Here is a 19,843-nt window from a genome sequence, read left to right on the forward strand (position 1 = left end):
GTCCACCCTATGCCGCCCGGCCCGGCACCCGCGCAATGTCCCCGATGTCCGGTCTGCGGGGCGCGGTTTGTGGGGCGGGCCCCGGATCCACCAAGATGATCGCGGCAGGGCTCGGGCGAACTGCGTCGATCGAGCCGCCCAACGGGCGGTGAACACGGCCTTCCGGCCATCCGATAGCCTCTGCCGACATGCCGCCCCGGGAGTGACCGGCGCGGCCGCCCCCATCATGTACAGCACCGGTGCGGAGCGCCGGTCCCCAGGGAGTGAATTCGGTTGTCGACCGCCATCCTCACCGGGCAGCCGGTCCCCGGATCGTCGATCGAGGGCGACCTGCGGTCCCTCGGGTTCGACGTCCGGTTCGCCGGTGACGCCGTCGAGGCCGAGACGCTCCTCGCCGAGGTCCCGGGCGACGAGCGGGTCGCCCTGGTCGACGCCCGGTTCGTGGGCCACGTGCACGCGCTGCGGCTCGGCCTGACCGACCCCCGCTTCCCGCTGGCCGCGATTCCGGGCGCCGTCACCGCCCGGCCCGCCGGGCGCCCCGCCCTGACCCGGGCGATGGCCCGCGAGAACTCCACCGGCGGCGGCACCACCCTGGTGGACAGCCTCGCCGACCGCGTCCTGGCCGCGCTGGACGCCGACGGCGCCGACGTGCACCGCCCCGAGCTGGGCACCCTCGTCGCCGCCGTCCCGGCCGACCCGCAGGCCCGCAACGAGGCCCGGCAGGCGGTGGCGGACGTCGACGACGAGGCCGTGCGCCTGAAGTCGGCCGTGAAGGCGCGCGACGGCTTCTTCACCACCTTCTGCATCAGCCCCTACTCCCGCTACCTCGCCCGCTGGTGCGCACGCCGCGGCCTGACCCCGAACCAGGTCACCACCGCCTCCCTGCTCACCGCGCTCATAGCGGCGGCCTGCGCGGCCACCGGCACCCGCGGCGGCTTCGTCGCGGCCGGCGTCCTGCTGATCGCCTCGTTCGTGCTGGACTGCACCGACGGGCAGCTCGCCCGCTACTCCCTGCAGTACTCCACCCTCGGCGCCTGGCTCGACGCCACCTTCGACCGGGCCAAGGAGTACGCCTACTACGCCGGCCTCGCCCTCGGCGCCGCCCGCGGCGGCGACGACGTATGGGCCCTGGCCCTGGGCGCCATGGTCCTGCAGACCTGCCGGCACGTCGTGGACTTCTCCTTCCACGAGGCGCACGTCGTGGGCACCGACGCCACCGTCAACACCAGCCCCACCGCAGCCCTGTCCGACAGGCTCGACAGCGTCGGCTGGACGGTCTGGGTCCGCCGCATGATCGTCCTGCCCATCGGCGAGCGCTGGGCGATGATCGCGGTGCTCACCGCCCTCACGACCCCGCGCATCACCTTCTACGCGCTGCTCGCCGGCTGCGCCTTCGCGGCGACGTACACCACGGCGGGCCGCGTGCTGCGCTCCCTCACCCGCAAGGCGCGGCGGACCGACCGCGCGGCCCGGGCGCTGGCCGACCTCGCCGACAGCGGACTCCTCGCCGACGCCCTCGCGGGGGTGCTGCGCAGACTGCCCGCCAGGCCGCCGCTCGGCGCACGCTTCCTCGTCGCCCTGCCCGGTGCGGTCCTGCTGGTCCTCGCCGCGGCCCTGGAGCCCTACGGCAGCGCGCTGCCCGTCGCCGCCGCGGTCCTGTACGCCCTCACCTCGGCCGCCGCCGTCGCCCTGCCCCTCAAGGGCGCCCTCGACTGGCTCGTCCCGCCGCTGTTCCGGGCCGCCGAGTACGGCACCGTCCTGGTCCTGGCGGCCCGCGCGGACGTGAACGGAGCCCTTCCTGCGGCTTTCGGGCTGGTGGCCGCGGTCGCCTACCATCACTACGACACGGTGTACCGCATCCGCGGCAACGCCGGAGCGCCCCCCGCCTGGCTGGTGCGTTCCATCGGGGGGCACGAGGGACGAACGCTGCTCGTCACCGTCCTCGCCGCGCTGCTCACCGCCTCGCAGTTCACGGTCGCGCTCACGGTCCTCGCCGTGGCCGTGGCCCTGGTGGTGCTCGCCGAGAGCATCCGCTTCTGGGTCGCCGCCCACCAGGTCGGCGCACCCGCCGTACACGATGAAGGAGAACCCGCATGATCGGCCTCGTGCTGGCCGCCGGCGCCGGACGGCGTCTGCGCCCCTACACCGACAGACTTCCCAAGGCGCTGGTACCGGTGGGGCTGGCGGGCGAGGAGGACGGGCCGACGGTTCTCGACCTCACCCTCGGCAACTTCGCCGAGATCGGCCTGACCGAGGTCGCCGTCATCGTGGGCTACCGCAAGGAAGCCGTGTACGCGCGCAAGGAGGCGCTGGAGGCGAAGTACGGCCTCAAGCTCACCCTCATCGACAACGACAAGGCCGAGGAGTGGAACAACGCCTACTCCCTGTGGTGCGGCCGTGACGCCCTCAAGGACGGCGTGATCCTCGCCAACGGCGACACCGTCCACCCGGTCTCCGTCGAGAAGACGCTGCTCGCCGCCCGCGGCGACGGCAAGAGGATCATCCTGGCCCTGGACACGGTCAAGGACCTCGCCGACGAGGAGATGAAGGTCGTCGTCGACCCCGAGAAGGGCATGACGAGGATCACCAAGCTGATGGACCCCGCCGAGGCGACCGGCGAGTACATCGGCGTCACCCTCATCGAGGGCGACGCCGCCCCCGAACTCGCCGACGCGCTGAGGACCGTGTGGGAGGCGGACCCGCAGCAGTTCTACGAGCACGGCTACCAGGAGCTTGTGAACCGCGGCTTCCGCATCGACGTGGCGCCGATCGGCGACGTCAAGTGGGTGGAGATCGACAACCACGACGACCTCGCCCGCGGACGGGAGATCGCGTGCCAGTACTGACCCGGCTGATCCCCTCCCCGCTCGTCGTGGACATCCGCCCGGGTGCCCTCGACGACCTGGCCTGCGTCCTCGCCGACGAGCGCATCTCGCACTCCGGCCGCCTCGCCGTCGCCGTCAGCGGCGGCTCCGGCGCCAGGCTGCGCGAGCGCATCGCGCCGAGCATGCCCGGCGCCACCTGGTACGAGGTCGGCGGCGGCACCCTCGACGACGCCGTCCGGCTGGCCGGCGACATGCAGGCCGGCCGCTACGACGCCGTGGTCGGGCTCGGCGGCGGCAAGATCATCGACTGCGCCAAGTTCGCCGCGGCACGCGTCGGCCTGCCCCTGGTCGCCGTGCCCACGAACCTCGCGCACGACGGTCTGTGCTCGCCGGTCGCGACCCTCGACAACGACGCGGGCCGCGGCTCCTACGGCGTGCCCAACCCGATCGCGGTCGTCATCGACCTGGACGTCATCCGTGAGGCCCCGGTCCGCTTCGTGCGCGCCGGCATCGGTGACGCGATCTCCAACATCAACGCGATCGCCGACTGGGAACTGGCCAACCGCGTCAAGGGCGAGAAGATCGACGGGCTGGCCGCCGCCATGGCCCGGCAGGCGGGCGAAGCGGTGCTCCGGCACCCGGCGGGCGTCGGCGACAACGGCTTCCTGCAGGTGCTCGCCGAGTCGCTCGTCCTCACCGGCGTCGCCATGTCGATCTCCGGCGACTCGCGGCCGGCCTCGGGGTCGTGCCACGAGATCAACCACGCCTTCGACCTGCTCTACCCGCAGCGGGCCGCCGCCCACGGCGAGCAGTGCGGTCTCGGCGCGGCCTTCGCGATGTGGCTGCGCGGGGCGCACGAGGAATCGGTGTACACGGCCGAGGTGCTGCGCCGCCACGGGCTGCCCGTCCTGCCGGACGAGATCGGCTTCACGACGGAGGAGTTCGTCAAGGCCGTCGAGTTCGCGCCCGAGACCCGGCCCGGCCGTTACACCATCCTCGAACACCTCGACCTGACCACCGAACAGATCAAGGACGTCTACGCCGACTATGTCAAGGCCATCGGTAGCTGAACTCCGCCCCGTCGTTCACCCCGCGGGGGTGAAGGACCGGCGCAGCGGTGAGCACTGGATGGGACGCCTCTACATGCGCGAGGTGTCCCTGCGGGTCGACCGCTACCTGGTGAACACCAGGGTCACGCCCAACCAGCTCACCTACCTGATGACCGTCTTCGGTGTGCTCGCGGCCCCGGCACTGCTCGTGCCGGGGATCCCGGGCGCCGTCCTCGGCGTGGTGTGCGTCCAGCTGTACCTGCTGCTGGACTGCGTCGACGGCGAGATCGCGCGCTGGAAGAAGCAGTACTCCCTCAACGGCGTCTACCTGGACCGGGTCGGCGCCTACCTGACCGACGCCGCGGTGCTCACCGGCTTCGGTCTGCGCGCCGCCGACCTGTGGGGCAGCGGCCGCATCGACTGGCTGTGGGCCTTCCTCGGCACCCTCGCCGCCCTCGGCGCCATCCTGATCAAGGCCGAGACCGACCTCGTCGGCGTCGCCCGGCACCAGGCCGGCAAGCCGCCGGTGCAGGAGGCCGCCGCCGAGATGCGCTCCTCCGGCATGGCGCTGGCCCGCCGGGCCGCCGCCGCCCTGAAGTTCCACCGGCTGATCCTCGGCATAGAGGCGTCGCTGCTGATCCTGGTGCTGGCGATCGTCGACCAGACCCGCGGCGACCTGTTCTTCACCCGGCTCGGCGTCGCGGTGCTGGCCGGCATCGCCCTGGTGCAGACGCTGCTGCACCTGGTGTCCATCCTCGCCTCCAGCAGGCTGAAGTGAGCGCCATGAAGGTCGGGGCCGTCATCATCACCATGGGCAACCGCCCCGACGAACTGCGCGCCCTGCTCGACTCCGTCGCCAAGCAGGACGGCGACCCCGTCGAGGTCGTCGTCGTCGGCAACGGCTCGCCCGTCCCGGACGTCCCCGAGGGCGTCCGCACCGTCGAACTGCCCGAGAACCTCGGCATCCCCGGCGGCCGCAACGTCGGCATCGAGGCCTTCGGCCCGGCCGGCCGCGACGTCGACATCCTGCTCTTCCTCGACGACGACGGCCTGCTCGCGCACCACGACACCGCCGAGCTGTGCCGCAAGGCGTTCGAGGCCGACCCGAAGCTCGGCATCGTCAGCTTCCGCATCGCCGACCCCGACACCGGCGTCACCCAGCGCCGGCACGTGCCCCGGCTGCGCGCCTCCGACCCGATGCGCTCCTCCCGGGTCACCACCTTCCTCGGCGGCGCCAACGCCGTCCGCACCCGCGTCTTCGCCGACGTCGGCGGCCTGCCGGACGAGTTCTTCTACGCCCACGAGGAGACCGACCTGGCCTGGCGCGCCCTGGACGCCGGCTGGATGATCGACTACCGCGCCGACATGGTGCTCTACCACCCGACGACCGCCCCCTCACGGCACGCGGTGTACCACCGCATGGTCGCCCGCAACCGCGTCTGGCTGGCCCGCCGCAACCTGCCCGCGCTCCTGGTGCCGGTGTACCTGGGCGTGTGGCTGCTGCTCACCCTCCTGCGCCGTCCCTCGCGGCCCGCGCTGCGGGCCTGGTTCGGCGGATTCCGCGAGGGCTGGACCACCCCCTGCGGGCCCCGCCGTCCGATGAAGTGGCGTACGGTGTGGCGGCTGACCCGGCTGGGCCGGCCCCCGGTCATCTGACAGGCTCGTGTCCGGGACCACCCGGGACCACCCGGGAGTGTCCGAGGGGGCCTACCCTGGCCCCGGCTCAAGCAGGCCCGCACAGGCCGCCTATCCCGAAGACGAAAGTTTCCACTAGTGAGTGAGACAACGCACGACGCCACGGTCGCGGTGAGCGCGCCCGCGGCGCCCGACGAGGGCCTCACGGCGAAGGAGCTCGCCGCCAAGTACGGCCTGAGCGTGAGCGGCGCCCGGCCCTCGCTGCTGGAGTACGTGACTCAGCTCTGGGACCGGCGGCACTTCATCCTCGCCTTCTCGCGGGCGAAGCTGACCGCCCAGTACAGTCAGGCCAAGCTCGGCCAGCTGTGGCAGGTGGCCACGCCGCTGCTGAACGCGGCCGTGTACTTCTTCATCTTCGGCCTGCTGCTGGAGGCCGACCGGGGCATGTCCCGCGAGGTCTACATCCCGTTCCTCGTCACGGGCGTGTTCGTGTTCACCTTCACGCAGAGCTCGGTGATGGCGGGCGTGCGTGCCATCTCCGGCAACCTCGGCCTGGTCCGGGCCCTGCACTTCCCGCGGGCGTCCCTGCCGATCTCCTTCGCGCTGCAGCAGCTGCAGCAGCTGCTGTTCTCGATGATCGTGCTGTTCGCGATCGCGGTCGGCTTCGGCCACTACCCGGACCTGTCCTGGCTGCTCATCGTGCCGGTGCTGGTCCTGCAGTTCTGCTTCAACACCGGTCTGGCGCTGATCATGGCCAGGGCGGGCGCCAAGACCCCGGACCTCGCGCAACTGATGCCGTTCGTGATGCGGACCTGGATGTACGCGTCCGGCGTCATGTTCTCCATCCCGATCTTCCTGGCGGACAAGCCGTCCTGGATCGCCAACGTCCTGCAGTGGAACCCGGCCGCGATCTACATGGACCTGATGCGCTTCGCCCTGATCGACGACTACGGCTCGCGGTACCTGCCCGACCACGTGTGGGCGGTCGCGGCCGGCTGGGCCGTGCTGTTCGCCCTCGGCGGTTTCGTGTACTTCTGGAAGGCGGAGGAGAGGTACGGCCGTGGCTGAGCAGCAGGAGCGGGTTCCCACCGTCATCGCGGACGATCTGCACATCGTCTACCGCGTCAACGGCGCCAAGTCCGGCAAGGGCAGTGCCACCGCCGCCCTCAGCCGCATCCTCAAGCGGGGCTCCGACGACACGGCGCGCGGTGTGCGCAAGGTGCACGCCGTGCGCGGGGTGTCCTTCGTCGCCTACCGCGGCGAGGCCATCGGCCTGATCGGCTCCAACGGCTCCGGCAAGTCGACGCTGCTGCGTGCGATCGCCGGGCTGCTCCCCGCCGAGCGGGGCAAGGTCTACACCGACGGCCAGCCCTCCCTGCTCGGCGTCAACGCGGCCCTGATGAACGACCTCACCGGCGAACGCAACGTCATATTGGGCGGGCTCGCCATGGGCATGTCCCGCGAGGAGATCAAGGCGCGCTACCAGGACATCGTCGACTTCTCCGGCATCAACGAGAAGGGCGACTTCATCACCCTGCCGATGCGCACCTACTCCTCCGGCATGGCGGCCCGGCTCCGCTTCTCCATCGCCGCGGCCAAGGACCACGACGTCCTGATGATCGACGAGGCCCTCGCCACCGGCGACCGGAAGTTCCAGAAGCGCTCCGAGGACCGCATCCGGGAGCTGCGCAAGGAAGCCGGCACGGTCTTCCTGGTCAGTCACAACAACAAGTCCATCCGCGACACCTGCGACCGCGTCCTGTGGCTGGAGCGCGGCGAACTGCGCATGGACGGCCCGACCGACGAGGTCCTCAAGGAGTACGAGAAGTTCACGGGCAAGTAGCGCGATCCGGCCAGGGCCCCGGCGGAACTGTTCCGGCGGGGCCCGGCGTCTGCAAAGGAAGCGTCAACTCCCGTCCACGACAGGAATCTTGGGGTCGATCGGTGTGTTCTCGTTGGGGTGCGGGCCACCCTGACGAACCGTGTCGCGTTGTACAACGTAAGCTGTACCGGTCCCGAAACACGGCAATCAGGGCAATAATGCGCGACACCGCCCGTCGGACGACCGTGCGGACGGCCGGGCGGCGTGTCCGAAATAGTGCGTATTGGGTCGGCAGTGTAGAACGGGAGATGTGACGGCGATGGCTACGGAAACTCCCCAGCTCCACGCAGCACGTGCCGTCCCCGCACCGGGCAGCCGGCGGTGACGGGAACCGGCACGGCGCGCACCCCCGACCCGGAGCGCGCCACCCTCGACAAGGCCGCGGGTGAGAACTTCCCCGTGGCCCCCTTCTTCCTGCCCCGGGCCTGGCGCACCGACCTCATGGCCGTCTACGGCTTCGCCCGTCTCGTCGACGACATCGGCGACGGCGACCTCGCCCCCGGCGGCGCCGACGCCCGGCTGCTCGGGGTGTCCCCGCAGGACGCCGACGACCGGCTGGTCCTGCTCGACGCCTTCGAGGCCGACCTGCGCAGGGTCTTCGACTCCGCTCCCCGTCACCCCCTGCTGCGCCGGCTGCAGCCGACCGTGCGGCGGCACGCGCTGACCCCCGAGCCGTTCCTCGGCCTGATCGCCGCCAACCGCCAGGACCAGCTGGTGGGCCGCTACGAGACCTACGACGACCTGCTCGCCTACTGCGAGCTGTCCGCCAACCCGGTCGGCCGTCTCGTCCTCGCCGTCACCGGCACCTCGACGCCCGAGCGGATCCGCCGCTCCGACATGATCTGCACCGCCCTGCAGATCGTCGAGCACCTCCAGGACGTGGCCGAGGACCTGCGCCGCGACCGGGTGTACCTGCCCGCCGCCGACCTGAAGCGCTTCCACGTCCAGGAGGAGGACCTCGCCGTCGCGAGCGCCGGGGCGTCGGTCCGCGCGCTGGTGGCGTACGAGGCGCGCAGGGCACGCGACCTGCTGGACGAGGGCGCACCCCTGGTGGGCAGCGTCCACGGCAGGCTGAGACTGCTGCTCGCGGGCTTCATGGCGGGGGGAAGGGCGGCGCTGAGGGCGGTCGCCGCCGCCGACTTCGACGTACTTCCCGGCCCGCCCAAGCCCGGCAAGCTCCAGGTGCTGCGTGAGGTGGGCGTGATCCTGCGAGGAGAGGGGTGATCCGGACCGTGGAATCCGAACCGCACACGTCCGCACCGGTACTCGCCGCCTACAGCTACTGCGAGGCCGTCACCGGGCGGCAGGCCCGCAACTTCGCCTACGGCATCCGTCTGCTGCCGACGCCCCAGCGCCGTGCCATGTCGGCGCTCTACGCGTTCTCGCGGCGCGTCGACGACATCGGCGACGGCCCGCTCGCCGACGAGGTCAAGGTGGCCCGGCTGGAGGAGACGCGGGCGCTGCTCACCCGGATCCGCGAGGGCGGGGTCGGCGAGGACGACACCGACCCGGTCGCCGTCGCCCTCACGCACGCCGCCGCGCACTTCCCGATCCCGCTGGGCGGCCTGGACGAGCTCATCGACGGCGTCCAGATGGACGTCCGCGGCGAGACGTACGAGACCTGGGACGACCTGAAGGTCTACTGCCGCTGTGTGGCCGGCGCCATCGGACGGCTGTCGCTCGGCGTGTTCGGGACCGAACCGGGGGCGCGCGGAGTCGACCGCGCGCCGGAGTACGCCGACACGCTCGGTCTCGCGCTCCAACTCACCAACATCCTCCGCGACGTCCGCGAGGACGCCGAGGGCGGACGCACCTACCTGCCCGCCGACGACCTCGCCAAGTTCGGCTGCTCCGCCGGCTTCAGCGGTCCCCGCCCGCCCGAGGGCTCGGACTTCGCGGGGCTCGTGCACTTCGAGGTACGCCGGGCCCGGGCCCTGTTCGCCGAGGGCTACCGGCTGCTGCCCATGCTCGACCGGCGCAGCGGCGCCTGCGTCGCGGCCATGGCCGGCATCTACCGCCGCCTCCTCGACCGCATCGAGCGCGACCCGCAGGCGGTGCTGCGCGGCCGGGTCTCGCTGCCGGGCCGTGAGAAGGCGTACGTGGCCGTGCGCGGTCTGTCGGGTCTCGACGCCCGGCACGTCACGCGACGAGCCGTCAGGAGGCGGGTGTGAGCGCCGAAGGAGCCGCCGCCGACGGGGAACAGCGGGCAACCCCCCGCCCCGTGGGCGCGTCCCTGACACAGACGGCCTCCCGCGCGGGCATCGCGCGGCACGGCCGCCGCGCGGGGGAGGGGGTGCGATGACCCACGGCACGCGGTCCCACGGACCGGCCGCGGAGGGACGGCACACCGTCGTGGTGGGCGGCGGGCTCGCCGGTGTCACCACCGCGCTCGCCCTCGCCGACGCCGGAGTGCGCGTCACGCTGCTGGAGGGCCGGCCCCGGCTGGGCGGCCTGGCCTTCTCCTTCCGGCGCAAGGACCTCATCGTCGACAACGGACAGCACGTCTACCTGCGGTGCTGCACCGCCTACCGGTGGTTCCTCGACCGCATCGAGGGCGCGGCCCTGGCCCCGCTGCAGCACCGGCTCGACGTCCCCGTCCTGGACGCCGACCGCCCCGTCGGCCGGCGCCTGGGCAGGCTGCGGCGCGACGCGCTGCCCGTGCCGCTGCACCTGGGCCGCAGCCTCGCCACCTACCCGCACCTGTCGCTCGCCGAACGCGCCAGGGTCGGACGTGCCGCGCTCGCGCTGAGGAACCTCGACCCGGCCGACCCGGCGCTGGACGCCCAGGACTTCGGCAGCTGGCTGGCCGCGCACGGCCAGTCCGCCCGCGCCGTCGAGGCGCTGTGGGACCTGGTCGGGGTCGCCACCCTCAACGCCGTCGCCGCCGACTCCTCCCTGGCGCTCGCCGCCATGGTGTTCAGAACCGGCCTGCTGTCCGACCCGGGCGCGGCCGACATCGGCTGGGCGAGCGTCCCGCTCGGCGACCTCCACGACCGGCTGGCCCGCGAGGCCCTCGACCGCGCCGGCGTGCGCACCGAGCTCCGCACGCGCGTCACCTCCGTCTGTGCACGGCCGGACGGCCGCTGGCGCGTCGAGGTCCCCGGCGAGAGCCTCGACGCCGACGCCGTGGTGCTGGCCGTACCGCAGCGCGAGGCGCACGGGCTGCTCCCCGAGGGGGCTGTCGACGCCCCCGAGCGGCTCCTGCGGATCGGCACCGCGCCGATCCTCAACGTCCACGTGGTGTACGACCGCACGGTCCTCGCCCGGCCCTTCTTCACCGCCCTCGGCAGCCCCGTGCAGTGGGTGTTCGACCGCACCGAGGCGTCCGGCTTGCGCGAGGGCCAGTACCTCGCCGTGTCCCAGTCGGCGGCCCAGGACGAGATCGACGCCCCCGTGGCGGTGCTGCGCGAGCGGTATCTGCCCGAGCTGGAGCGGCTGCTGCCGCGGGCCCGGGGCGCGGCAGTGAGGGACTTCTTCGTCACCCGGGAGCGGACCGCGACGTTCGCTCCCACCCCCGGCGTCGGGCGTCTCAGGCCCGGTGCCCGCACCAAGGCACCCGGCCTGTACCTGGCCGGAGCGTGGACCGCCACCGGGTGGCCCGCGACCATGGAGAGTGCGGTCCGCAGCGGCGTGAGCGCGGCGGACGCCGTGCTGAGCGCCCTGGGCCGGCCCCGCCCGCAGCACCTCTTCGCGTTCGAGGAGGCGGCGTGATGCTCGCTCGGCACGACGCGGCAGGCGGCCCCCGTACCTCCGGCACCGCAACAAGAGGAGAGACTGTGCCCACTGTGCCCCCGGCCTCGAGGACTGCCGAGGCGGTGGACGTGACCGCGCTGCTGGAGCGCGGCCGGACCCTGGCCACTCCGGTACTGCGGGCGGCCGTCGACCGCCTGGCCCCTCCCATGGACACTGTTGCCGCCTACCACTTCGGCTGGATCGACGCCCAGGGCAGGCCCGCCGAGGGCGACGGGGGCAAGGCCGTGCGCCCCGCCCTCGCCGTGCTGTCCGCCGAGGTCATGTCCGCCGCCCCCGAGACGGGCGTCCCCGGCGCGGTCGCCGTGGAACTCGTCCACAACTTCTCCCTCCTCCACGACGACCTCATGGACGGCGACGAGCAGCGCCGCCACCGCGACACGGTCTGGAAGGTGCACGGCCCCGCCCAGGCCATCCTGGTCGGCGACGCCCTGTTCGCCCTGGCCAACGAGGTGCTCCTGGAACTCGGCACCGTCGAGGCCGGCCGTGCGGCCCGCCGGCTGACCACCGCCACCCGCGCCCTGATCGACGGCCAGGCCCAGGACATCTCCTACGAGCACCGCGACCGGGTCAGTGTCGAGGAGTGCCTGGAGATGGAGGGCAACAAGACCGGCGCCCTGCTCGCCTGTGCCAGCTCCATCGGTGCGGTCCTCGGCGGCGCCGACGACCGCACCGCCGACACCCTGGAGAAGTACGGCTACCACCTGGGCCTCGCCTTCCAGGCCGTCGACGACCTGCTCGGCATCTGGGGCGACCCGGACGCCACGGGCAAGCAGACCTGGAGCGACCTGCGACAGCGCAAGAAGTCGCTGCCCGTGGTGGCCGCGCTCGCGGCGGGCGGCCCCGCCTCCGAGCGGCTCGGCGAGCTGCTCGCCGCCGACGCCGAGGCCAGCGACTTCGCGAACTTCTCCGAGGAGGAGTTCGCGGCCCGCGCCGCCCTGATCGAGGAGGCCGGCGGCCGCGAGTGGACCGCCGGTGAGGCACGCCGTCAGCACACCATCGCCATCGAGGCCCTCGACGCCGTCGACATGCCCGACCGGGTGCGGGAGCAGTTCACGGCGCTCGCGGACTTCGTCGTCGTACGAAAGAGATGATCACTATCGGCCGAATAACCCTCGCGTAGTCGCCGGCCGGTGCCGCGGGCACCGGCCGACGGCGGACCCACAGCAGATGCACACCTTGCAGGACTGCACGAAGGGGAAGCCATGACAGCGACGACCGACGGAAGCTTCGGGGCCCTGCCGCCCCGCGCCGCCGCGGCCAGCGACACCGACACGCACACCCCCGGGGCGGCCGGGGCACCGCAGGCCGCCGCACGCGCCGCCCGGCGTGCCACCGACTTCCTGCTCTCCCGCCAGGACGCCCAGGGCTGGTGGAAGGGCGACCTCGAGACCAACGTCACGATGGACGCCGAGGACCTGCTGCTGCGTCAGTTCCTCGGGATCCGCGACGAGAAGACCACGCAGGCCGCCGCCCTGTTCATCCGAGGTGAGCAGCGCGAGGACGGCACCTGGTCCACCTTCCACGGCGGACCGGGCGAACTCTCCACCACCGTCGAGGCCTACGTCGCGCTCCGCCTCGCCGGTGACGCGCCCGACGCCCCGCACATGGCTCGGGCCGCCGCCTGGGTCCGCGCGCGGGGCGGCATCGCCGAGGCCAGGGTCTTCACCCGCATCTGGCTGGCCCTGTTCGGCTGGTGGAAGTGGGAGGACCTGCCCGAACTCCCGCCGGAGCTCATCTTCTTCCCGAAGTGGGTGCCGCTCAACATCTACGACTTCGGTTGCTGGGCCCGGCAGACCATCGTCCCGCTGACGGTCGTCTCCGCGAAGCGGCCGGTGCGCCCCGCGCCCTTCCCGCTCGACGAACTGCACACCGACCCGGCGCACCCGAACCCCCGCAAGCCGCTCGCCCCGCCGCTGAGTTGGGACGGCGCGTTCCAGCGCATGGACAGGGGCCTGCACTCCCTGCGCAGGGTCGTGCCCGCCGGGCTGCGGCGGGCGGCCATGAACAGCGCCGCCCGCTGGATCATCGAGCGGCAGGAGAACGACGGCTGCTGGGGCGGCATCCAGCCCCCGGCCGTGTACTCGATCATCGCCCTGCACCTGCTCGGCTACGACCTGGAGCACCCGGTGATGCGGGAGGGGCTCGCCTCCCTGGACCGGTTCGCGGTGTGGCGTGAGGACGGGGCCCGCATGATCGAGGCGTGCCAGTCGCCGGTGTGGGACACCTGCCTGGCCGCCATCGCACTCGTGGACGCCGGACTGCCCGCGGATCATCCGCAGTTGGTGAAGGCGGCCGACTGGATGCTGGGCGAGGAGATCGTACGGCCCGGCGACTGGTCCGTGCGGCGTCCGCAACTACCGCCCGGCGGATGGGCGTTCGAGTTCCACAACGACAACTACCCCGATATCGACGACACCGCCGAGGTGATCCTCGCGCTGCGCCGGGTCGCCCACCACGACCCCGAGCGGCTGGACCGGGCCGTCGGGCGCGGCGTGCGCTGGACGCTCGGCATGCAGTCGCGCAACGGCGCGTGGGGCGCCTTCGACGCGGACAACACCAGCCCGCTGCCCAACCGGCTGCCGTTCTGCGACTTCGGCGAGGTCATCGACCCGCCCTCCGCCGACGTCACGGCGCACGTCGTGGAGATGCTCGCCGTCGAAGGGTTCGCCCACGACCCGCGCACCCGGCGCGGCGTGCAGTGGCTGCTGGCCGAACAGGAGCCGGACGGCTCGTGGTTCGGGCGCTGGGGTGTCAACTACGTCTACGGCACCGGATCGGTCGTCCCCGCCCTGGTGGCCGCCGGTCTGCCCGCCGCGCACCCGGCGATCCGCCGGGCCGTGAGGTGGCTGGAGTCGGTGCAGAACGACGACGGCGGCTGGGGCGAGGACCTGCGCTCCTACCGGGACCCCGCGAGGTGGAGCGGCCGGGGCGCCTCCACCGCCTCCCAGACCGCCTGGGCGCTGATGGCGCTGCTCGCGGCGGGGGAGCGCAACTCCCGCGCCGTGGAACGCGGCGTCGAGTGGCTCGCCGCCACCCAGCGCGAGGACGGCTCCTGGGACGAGCCGTACTTCACGGGGACGGGCTTCCCGTGGGACTTCTCGATCAACTACCACCTCTACCGGCAGGTGTTCCCGCTCACCGCGCTCGGCCGGTACCTGCACGGGGAGCCCTTCGCGGACCGGCTCCGGCTGAGCGGGGCTGCGGCGGAGGCCGGCGACTACGGGCTCGCCGGGGCCGAGGCCGACTGATGGGCACAGGGACCGCCCCCGCCCCGCTGCTGATCGCCTGCGCGCTCGGCATCGAGCAGTTCGCCCTGCGCGCGGGCGGCCGCGGCGGGGCCGGCGGGCCGGTCACCGTGGTGCGGACCGGGATGGGGCCGGCGGCGGCCGAGCGGGCCGTCACACGGATGCTCGCCGGCCCGGCCCTCGCTGACGCCGCCGTGCTCGCCACCGGTTTCTGCGCGGGGCTCGCCCCCGGCATGCACCCCGGCGACCTCGTCGTCGCCGAGGAGACCCGCGACCCGCGCGCCACCACCGCCTGCACGGGGACCGGCCTGCTGGTGAACGCCCTGGCCCGGGCCGTGCCGGGAAGGACCGTGCACACCGGTCCGCTCACCGGCTCCGACCACGTCGTGCGCGGCCCCGAGCGCTCCGCCCTGCGCGCCACCGGTGCGATCGCCGTCGACATGGAGTCCGCCGCCACGCTCCTGAGCGCCGTGCGCGGCGGCGAGCGCCCGGTTGCGGCCGTCCGGGTGGTCGTGGACGCTCCTGAACATGAGCTCGTCCGGATCGGCACGGTGCGCGGTGGAATATCGGCTTTCCGTGTTCTTCGCTCGGTCCTTCCCGCTTTCTTCGAATGGCACCGTTCCTTGCTGCTCCCCAGGAGGTGAGCCAGATGGCCATGCCGCTCCGACAGTCCATCAAGGTCGCTACGTATTTGGCTGAACAGAAGCTGCGCCGCAGGGACAAGTTCCCGCTGATCGTGGAGCTGGAGCCGCTGTTCGCCTGCAACCTCAAGTGCGAGGGGTGCGGCAAGATCCAGCACCCCGCCGGAGTGCTGAAGCAGCGGATGCCGGTCGCCCAGGCCGTCGGCGCCGTCATGGAGTCCGGTGCCCCGATGGTCTCCATCGCCGGCGGCGAACCCCTGATGCACCCGCAGATCGACGAGATCGTGCGCCAGCTGGTGGCCAAGCGCAAGTACGTGTTCCTGTGCACCAACGCCATGCTGCTGCGCAAGAAGATGGGCAAGTTCACGCCCTCGCCCTACTTCGCCTTCGCGGTGCACATCGACGGACTGCGCGAGCGGCACGACGAGTCCGTGGCGAAGGAAGGCGTGTTCGACGAGGCCGTGGAGGCGATCAAGGAGGCCAAGCGGCGCGGCTTCCGGGTCACCACCAACTCGACCTTCTTCAACACCGACACCCCGCAGACGATCATCGAGGTGCTGAACTTCCTCAACGACGACCTCGAGGTCGACGAGATGATGATCTCGCCCGCCTACGCCTACGAGAAGGCCCCCGACCAGGAGCACTTCCTCGGCGTCGAGCAGACCCGCGAGCTGTTCAAGAAGGCCTTCTCGGGCGGCAACCGGCGGCGCTGGCGGCTCAACCACTCCCCGCTCTTCCTGGACTTCCTGGAGGGCAAGGTCGACTTCCCGTGCACGGCGTGGGCGATCCCGAACTACTCGCTCTTCGGCTGGCAGCGCCCGTGCTACCTGATGAGCGACGGGTACGTGCCGACGTACCGGGAACTGGTCGAGGACACCGACTGGGACAAGTACGGCCGCGGCAAGGACCCGCGCTGCGCCAACTGCATGGCGCACTGCGGCTACGAGCCCACGGCCGTCCTGGCCACCATGGGATCGCTCAAGGAGTCGCTGCGCGCCCTGCGCGAGACCGTCTCCGGGAACCGGGAGTGAGGACGTGACCGCCGTCCCGCCGGGCGGGCCCGCGGTGCCGGCCCGGCCGGTCGCGCCCCGGCGCGCCCGGCGCCTGCTCCACGTCGGCCCGGTGGCCGTCGGAGGCGGCGCCCCGGTGCCGGTGCGGTCGATGGAGCACGGCTTGCGCGACCCGAAGCTCTGAGTCCGACCGTCAGGGAAGAGCAGTCCAAGGAGTCACAGCAATGACCACCGCCGAATCCGCGCCGGAGTCGTCGCAGGCCGGGGAGTTCGACCTCGGAGCCCTGCTGGCCGAGCGCGGGGCCGAGCGCTACGAGCTGCACGGCCGGTACCTCAACCACCAGCTCCCGCGCATGCTGCACACCATCGGCTTCGACAAGGTCTACGAACGCGCCGAGGGCGCCTACTTCTACGACGCGGACGGCAACGACTACCTGGACATGCTCGCCGGGTTCGGAGTGATGGGGCTCGGCCGCCACCACCCCGTCGTCCGCAAGGCGCTGCACGACGTGCTGGACGCCTCCCTCGCCGACCTCACCCGCTTCGACTGCCAGCCGCTGCCCGGCCTGCTGGCCGAGAAGCTGCTCGCGCACAGTCCGCATCTGGACCGGGTGTTCTTCGGCAACAGCGGCACCGAGGCGGTCGAGGGGGCGCTGAAGTTCGCCCGGTTCGTCACCGGCAGGCCCAGGGTCCTGTACTGCGCGCACGCCTTCCACGGCCTGACCACCGGCTCCCTGTCCGTCAACGGCGAGGCCGCCTTCCGCGACGGCTTCGCCCCGCTGCTGCCCGACACGGCCGTACCGCTCGGCGACCTCGACGCACTGGAGCGGGAGCTGCGCAAGGGGGACGTCGCCGCCCTGATCGTGGAGCCGATCCAGGGCAAGGGAGTGCTGGAGGGTCCGCCCGGCTGGATGCGGGCCGCGCAGGAACTGCTCCACCGGCACAAGGCCCTGCTCATCGCCGACGAGGTGCAGACGGGCCTCGGCCGCACCGGCGACTTCTACGGCTACCAGCACGAGGACGGCGTGGAGCCGGACCTGGTGTGCGTGGCCAAGGCCCTGTCCGGCGGCTACGTGCCCGTCGGCGCCACCCTCGGCAAGGACTGGATCTTCAAGAAGGTCTACTCGTCCATGGACCGGGTGCTGGTCCACTCGGCGAGCTTCGGCTCCAACGCCCAGGCCATGGCGGCCGGCCTGGCCGTGCTGTCGGTGATGGAGAACGAGCAGATCGTCGCAGGCGTCCGAGCCACCGGTGAGCTGCTGCGCACCCGGCTCGCGGCGCTGACGGACCGGTACGAGATGCTCGCCGAGGTGCGCGGCCGGGGGCTGATGATCGGCATCGAGTTCGGCCGTCCCACGTCGCTGAAGCTGCGCAGCCGCTGGACCATGCTGCAGGCGGCGCGCAAGGGGCTGTTCGCGCAGATGGTCGTGGTGCCGCTGCTGCACAGGCACCGCATCCTCACCCAGGTCTCCGGCGACCACCTGGAGGTGATCAAGCTGATCCCGCCGCTGATCATCGGGGAGCGGGAGGTGGACCGGTTCGTCGAGGCGTTCACGGCCGTGATGGACGACGCCCACAACGGCGGGCTGGTGTGGGACTTCGGCAGGACGCTCGTCAAGCAGGCGGTCGCCAACCGCTGAACCGACGCCTTTGCCTGGGAGGCAAGAAATTTGCCGCAGAGGCAAAGGTCCGGCTGAATGGAGGCATGAGCTCCTCCGAGAGCGAGCGGCCCCCCGGGGCCGGCTCGCCGGCCGACCAGGCACCCGGCGCCCTGCCGGCCGTGGTCGCGCCCCAGCTGCGGGCACTGCGGCGGCAGGCTTCCCTGACGCTGGAGGCCGCGGCCCGCGCGGCCGGGCTGTCGCCCGCGCACCTGTCCCGACTGGAGACCGGCCAGCGCCAGCCCTCGCTGCCGATGCTGCTGGCACTCGCCCGTATCTACGGTACGACGGTCTCCGAACTGCTCGGCGAGACGGTCGCCGAACGGGACTCCGTCATCCGCTCCGCCGACATGGAGCCCACCGCGGCGGGCGGCTGGACCTACTGGCAGGCCGGCGCCCCCGGCCGCGGCATGCAGGCGCTGCGCGTCCACGTCCCCCACGGCTCCCAGGGCGACATCGTGCGCGTCCACCCCGGGGAGGAGTGGCTGCACGTCCTGCGGGGCCGGCTGCGGCTGCGTCTGGCGGACACCGTGCACCGCCTGGGGCCCGGCGACAGCGCCCACTTCGACTCGCTGACCCCGCACCGCATCGCCGCCGAGGACCACGACGGCGTCGACCTGCTCTTCGTCCACACCCTGCTGCAGAGCCCCACGGCCGCCCTGTGCCTGGGCCCCACCCCTGGAGACACGACATGAGCAACCTCGAGGAGAAGTTCCCCCGGGCCCTGTGGGTGCGCCTGCTGGTCTACCTCGTCCTCGGGCACGTCTTCGCCGCGTTCGTCTACCTGCTGTTCGAGGTCGGCGCGAAGTAGACCCCGGCCGGCGCCTCAGTCCAGGAGCCGCTCGCGCAGTCGCTCCCGGGTCTGCGGGGCGAGCCCGAGCCCCTGTTCCAGATAGGCGTCGACACCGCCCCAGGTCTCCTCGATCGTGTCGAAGGCGGCCGTCAGGTACTCGGCGCGCGCGTCGAAGAGAGGGCTGAGCAGCTCCATGACCTCGGGGGAGTAGGCGGAGGCGTGGGAGCTGCTGCGGTGGACCTTGTAGCGGCGGTGCTTGGCGTTCGACTTCAGGTAGTCCTCGACGATCGCCTCCCGCTCGACCCCCACCGCCAGCAGCGTCACCGCCACCGACAGGCCCGCGCGGTCCTTGCCCGCCGCACAGTGCATCAGCGCGGGGACGCTGTCCTGCGCCAGCGCGTGCAGCACCCGCGAGTGCTCGGCGGTGCGGTCCTTGATGATCGAGCGGTACGAGGCGATCATCCGGGCCGCGCCCTTGCCGTCGGCCAGGATCGCGCGCAGCTGGTCCAGGTCGCCGTCGCGGACCATCGTCCAGAACTCGGCGCCGTCGGCCGGGTCGCTCAGCGGCAGGTTCACATTGCGCACGCCCGGCAGCGTGACGTCCGGCCCCTCCAGCTTCTGGTCGGCCGCGTTGCGGAAGTCGAAGATCGTGTGCAGGCCCAGGGCGGTGAGGAAGGCGGCGTCCTCCCCGGTCGCGTGGGCGAGGTGGCCGCTGCGGAACAGCACGCCTTGGCGCACCCGCCGCCCGTCCACGGTGGGCAGTCCGCCGACATCGCGGAAGTTGCGCACTCCGGCCAGCTCGGGCTCGGTCGACGGGACCTGCTGTGTCACGAGGGCTCCTCCCCATCGGTGCCGCCGCCGCGGCTCGCCGGCGGGCACCACTCGACGATACGACATGCCTGCCTGGGGCAATGAAGTCGTCCGCAGGCGCTGCCGGCACGCCCCACGGAATTCGACGAGCCGCCCCCCGGTCGCACCTGATCGGGCTCGCTCACATCCGTGGATCCATGCTGCCGGACCGTGCCGAAGCCGGACGTACGCGGCTGCTGCCTGGCCGCTCGCCGCGTGGGCCGCGGCTCCGGACGTCGAGCTGGTCCGGTCGACGACGCCGGGGCGGCTGTCCGAAAAGGGTCGGCCGGGCGGCGGTCCGGACACGGCCCACGTCCTCCTTGAGTGGAACTGGCCCTTCTGTCCGAATGAGGAGCTTAGGTTGCTTCGTCATAACGTGCCCCGGTCATGCGGGAAATGGGGAGGAGTCGCGTGACCATCGTCATATCCGTGACGATGCGTTGTCGCCATGTGCACGTAATTCGGGTGAATATCAGGGGCATTGAGGAAAGGGAAAGATCGAA

At 72.2% G+C, this 19,843-nt stretch carries 19 protein-coding genes and 1 pseudogene; 19 read left to right on the forward strand and 1 reads right to left on the reverse strand.

The window, feature by feature from the left end; translation table 11 throughout:
• Positions 1 to 273 precede the first annotated feature (273 nt).
• The 19 genes and pseudogenes from Q5694_RS22670 to Q5694_RS22755 all read left to right on the forward strand — a co-directional run bounded on the left by Q5694_RS22670 (position 274) and on the right by Q5694_RS22755 (position 18,509).
• Positions 274 to 2,097, forward strand: coding sequence for a DUF5941 domain-containing protein (locus Q5694_RS22670; RefSeq protein ID WP_333935059.1), 1,824 nt, complete (start codon positions 274 to 276; stop codon positions 2,095 to 2,097).
• On the forward strand, positions 2,094 to 2,846 hold the full coding sequence (locus Q5694_RS22675) for a phosphocholine cytidylyltransferase family protein (RefSeq protein ID WP_333935060.1): 753 nt from the start codon (positions 2,094 to 2,096) through the stop codon (positions 2,844 to 2,846). Before Q5694_RS22670 ends, Q5694_RS22675 begins: the two co-directional genes overlap by 4 nt.
• The gene (locus Q5694_RS22680) at positions 2,834 to 3,895 is read left to right on the forward strand and encodes an iron-containing alcohol dehydrogenase family protein (RefSeq protein WP_333935061.1); all 1,062 of its coding nucleotides are present in this window, start codon (positions 2,834 to 2,836) and stop codon (positions 3,893 to 3,895) included. The genes Q5694_RS22675 and Q5694_RS22680 overlap by 13 nt, the downstream gene beginning before the upstream one ends.
• The gene (locus Q5694_RS22685) at positions 3,873 to 4,652 is read left to right on the forward strand and encodes a CDP-alcohol phosphatidyltransferase family protein (RefSeq protein ID WP_333935062.1); all 780 of its coding nucleotides are present in this window, start codon (positions 3,873 to 3,875) and stop codon (positions 4,650 to 4,652) included. Before Q5694_RS22680 ends, Q5694_RS22685 begins: the two co-directional genes overlap by 23 nt.
• Before the next feature lie 5 nt (positions 4,653 to 4,657).
• Positions 4,658 to 5,530: a glycosyltransferase family 2 protein gene (locus Q5694_RS22690; protein WP_333935159.1), complete on the forward strand. Its 873-nt coding sequence runs from the start codon at positions 4,658 to 4,660 to the stop codon at positions 5,528 to 5,530.
• 117 nt (positions 5,531 to 5,647) lie between these two features.
• A complete protein-coding gene (locus tag Q5694_RS22695; protein ID WP_333935063.1) occupies positions 5,648 to 6,577 on the forward strand; it encodes an ABC transporter permease in 930 nt (309 codons plus the stop codon).
• Entirely contained in the window at positions 6,570 to 7,352 is a 783-nt protein-coding gene (locus Q5694_RS22700; protein ID WP_333935064.1) for an ABC transporter ATP-binding protein, read from the forward strand. The genes Q5694_RS22695 and Q5694_RS22700 overlap by 8 nt, the downstream gene beginning before the upstream one ends.
• 360 nt (positions 7,353 to 7,712) lie before the next feature.
• Positions 7,713 to 8,615 (forward strand): squalene synthase HpnC, encoded by a 903-nt coding sequence (gene hpnC / locus Q5694_RS22705; protein ID WP_333935065.1) that lies wholly within the window; start codon positions 7,713 to 7,715, stop codon positions 8,613 to 8,615.
• Positions 8,612 to 9,562, forward strand: a complete 951-nt coding sequence (gene hpnD, locus Q5694_RS22710) for a presqualene diphosphate synthase HpnD (RefSeq protein WP_333935067.1) — start codon at positions 8,612 to 8,614, stop codon at positions 9,560 to 9,562. The genes hpnC and hpnD overlap by 4 nt, the downstream gene beginning before the upstream one ends.
• Before the next feature lie 50 nt (positions 9,563 to 9,612).
• On the forward strand, positions 9,613 to 9,693 hold the full coding sequence (locus Q5694_RS34865; RefSeq protein WP_443040924.1) for a DUF6380 family protein: 81 nt from the start codon (positions 9,613 to 9,615) through the stop codon (positions 9,691 to 9,693).
• Positions 9,690 to 11,102: a hydroxysqualene dehydroxylase HpnE gene (gene hpnE / locus Q5694_RS22715; protein WP_333935068.1), complete on the forward strand. Its 1,413-nt coding sequence runs from the start codon at positions 9,690 to 9,692 to the stop codon at positions 11,100 to 11,102. Before Q5694_RS34865 ends, hpnE begins: the two co-directional genes overlap by 4 nt.
• A 65-nt stretch (positions 11,103 to 11,167) precedes the next feature.
• The gene (locus Q5694_RS22720) at positions 11,168 to 12,235 is read left to right on the forward strand and encodes a polyprenyl synthetase family protein (protein WP_333935069.1); all 1,068 of its coding nucleotides are present in this window, start codon (positions 11,168 to 11,170) and stop codon (positions 12,233 to 12,235) included.
• Between the two features lie 111 nt (positions 12,236 to 12,346).
• The gene (gene shc, locus Q5694_RS22725; RefSeq protein WP_333935071.1) at positions 12,347 to 14,392 is read left to right on the forward strand and encodes a squalene--hopene cyclase; all 2,046 of its coding nucleotides are present in this window, start codon (positions 12,347 to 12,349) and stop codon (positions 14,390 to 14,392) included.
• Positions 14,392 to 15,033 (forward strand): phosphorylase family protein, encoded by a 642-nt coding sequence (locus Q5694_RS22730; RefSeq protein WP_333935072.1) that lies wholly within the window; start codon positions 14,392 to 14,394, stop codon positions 15,031 to 15,033. The genes shc and Q5694_RS22730 overlap by 1 nt, the downstream gene beginning before the upstream one ends.
• A 5-nt stretch (positions 15,034 to 15,038) precedes the next feature.
• The gene (gene hpnH, locus Q5694_RS22735; RefSeq protein WP_333935073.1) at positions 15,039 to 16,061 is read left to right on the forward strand and encodes an adenosyl-hopene transferase HpnH; all 1,023 of its coding nucleotides are present in this window, start codon (positions 15,039 to 15,041) and stop codon (positions 16,059 to 16,061) included.
• 4 nt (positions 16,062 to 16,065) lie between these two features.
• Positions 16,066 to 16,194, forward strand: a pseudogene (locus tag Q5694_RS22740) (flavodoxin-dependent (E)-4-hydroxy-3-methylbut-2-enyl-diphosphate synthase); the annotation flags it as partial.
• Positions 16,195 to 16,264: 70 nt separating this feature from the next.
• A complete protein-coding gene (locus Q5694_RS22745) occupies positions 16,265 to 17,680 on the forward strand; it encodes an aspartate aminotransferase family protein (protein ID WP_333935074.1) in 1,416 nt (471 codons plus the stop codon).
• Positions 17,681 to 17,745: 65 nt separating this feature from the next.
• Complete coding sequence (locus Q5694_RS22750) at positions 17,746 to 18,393, forward strand: helix-turn-helix domain-containing protein (RefSeq protein WP_333935075.1); 648 nt, start codon at positions 17,746 to 17,748, stop codon at positions 18,391 to 18,393.
• Entirely contained in the window at positions 18,390 to 18,509 is a 120-nt protein-coding gene (locus tag Q5694_RS22755; protein ID WP_333935076.1) for a DUF6126 family protein, read from the forward strand. The genes Q5694_RS22750 and Q5694_RS22755 overlap by 4 nt, the downstream gene beginning before the upstream one ends.
• Positions 18,510 to 18,524: 15 nt before the next feature.
• Here the strand turns inward: Q5694_RS22755 and Q5694_RS22760 are convergent, their stop codons facing one another.
• A complete protein-coding gene (locus Q5694_RS22760; protein ID WP_333935077.1) occupies positions 18,525 to 19,322 on the reverse strand; it encodes a tyrosine-protein phosphatase in 798 nt (265 codons plus the stop codon).
• Positions 19,323 to 19,843 lie beyond the last annotated feature (521 nt).

Source organism: Streptomyces sp. AHA2, from assembly GCF_036857595.1.
Classification (GTDB): Bacteria; Actinomycetota; Actinomycetes; order Streptomycetales; family Streptomycetaceae; genus Streptomyces.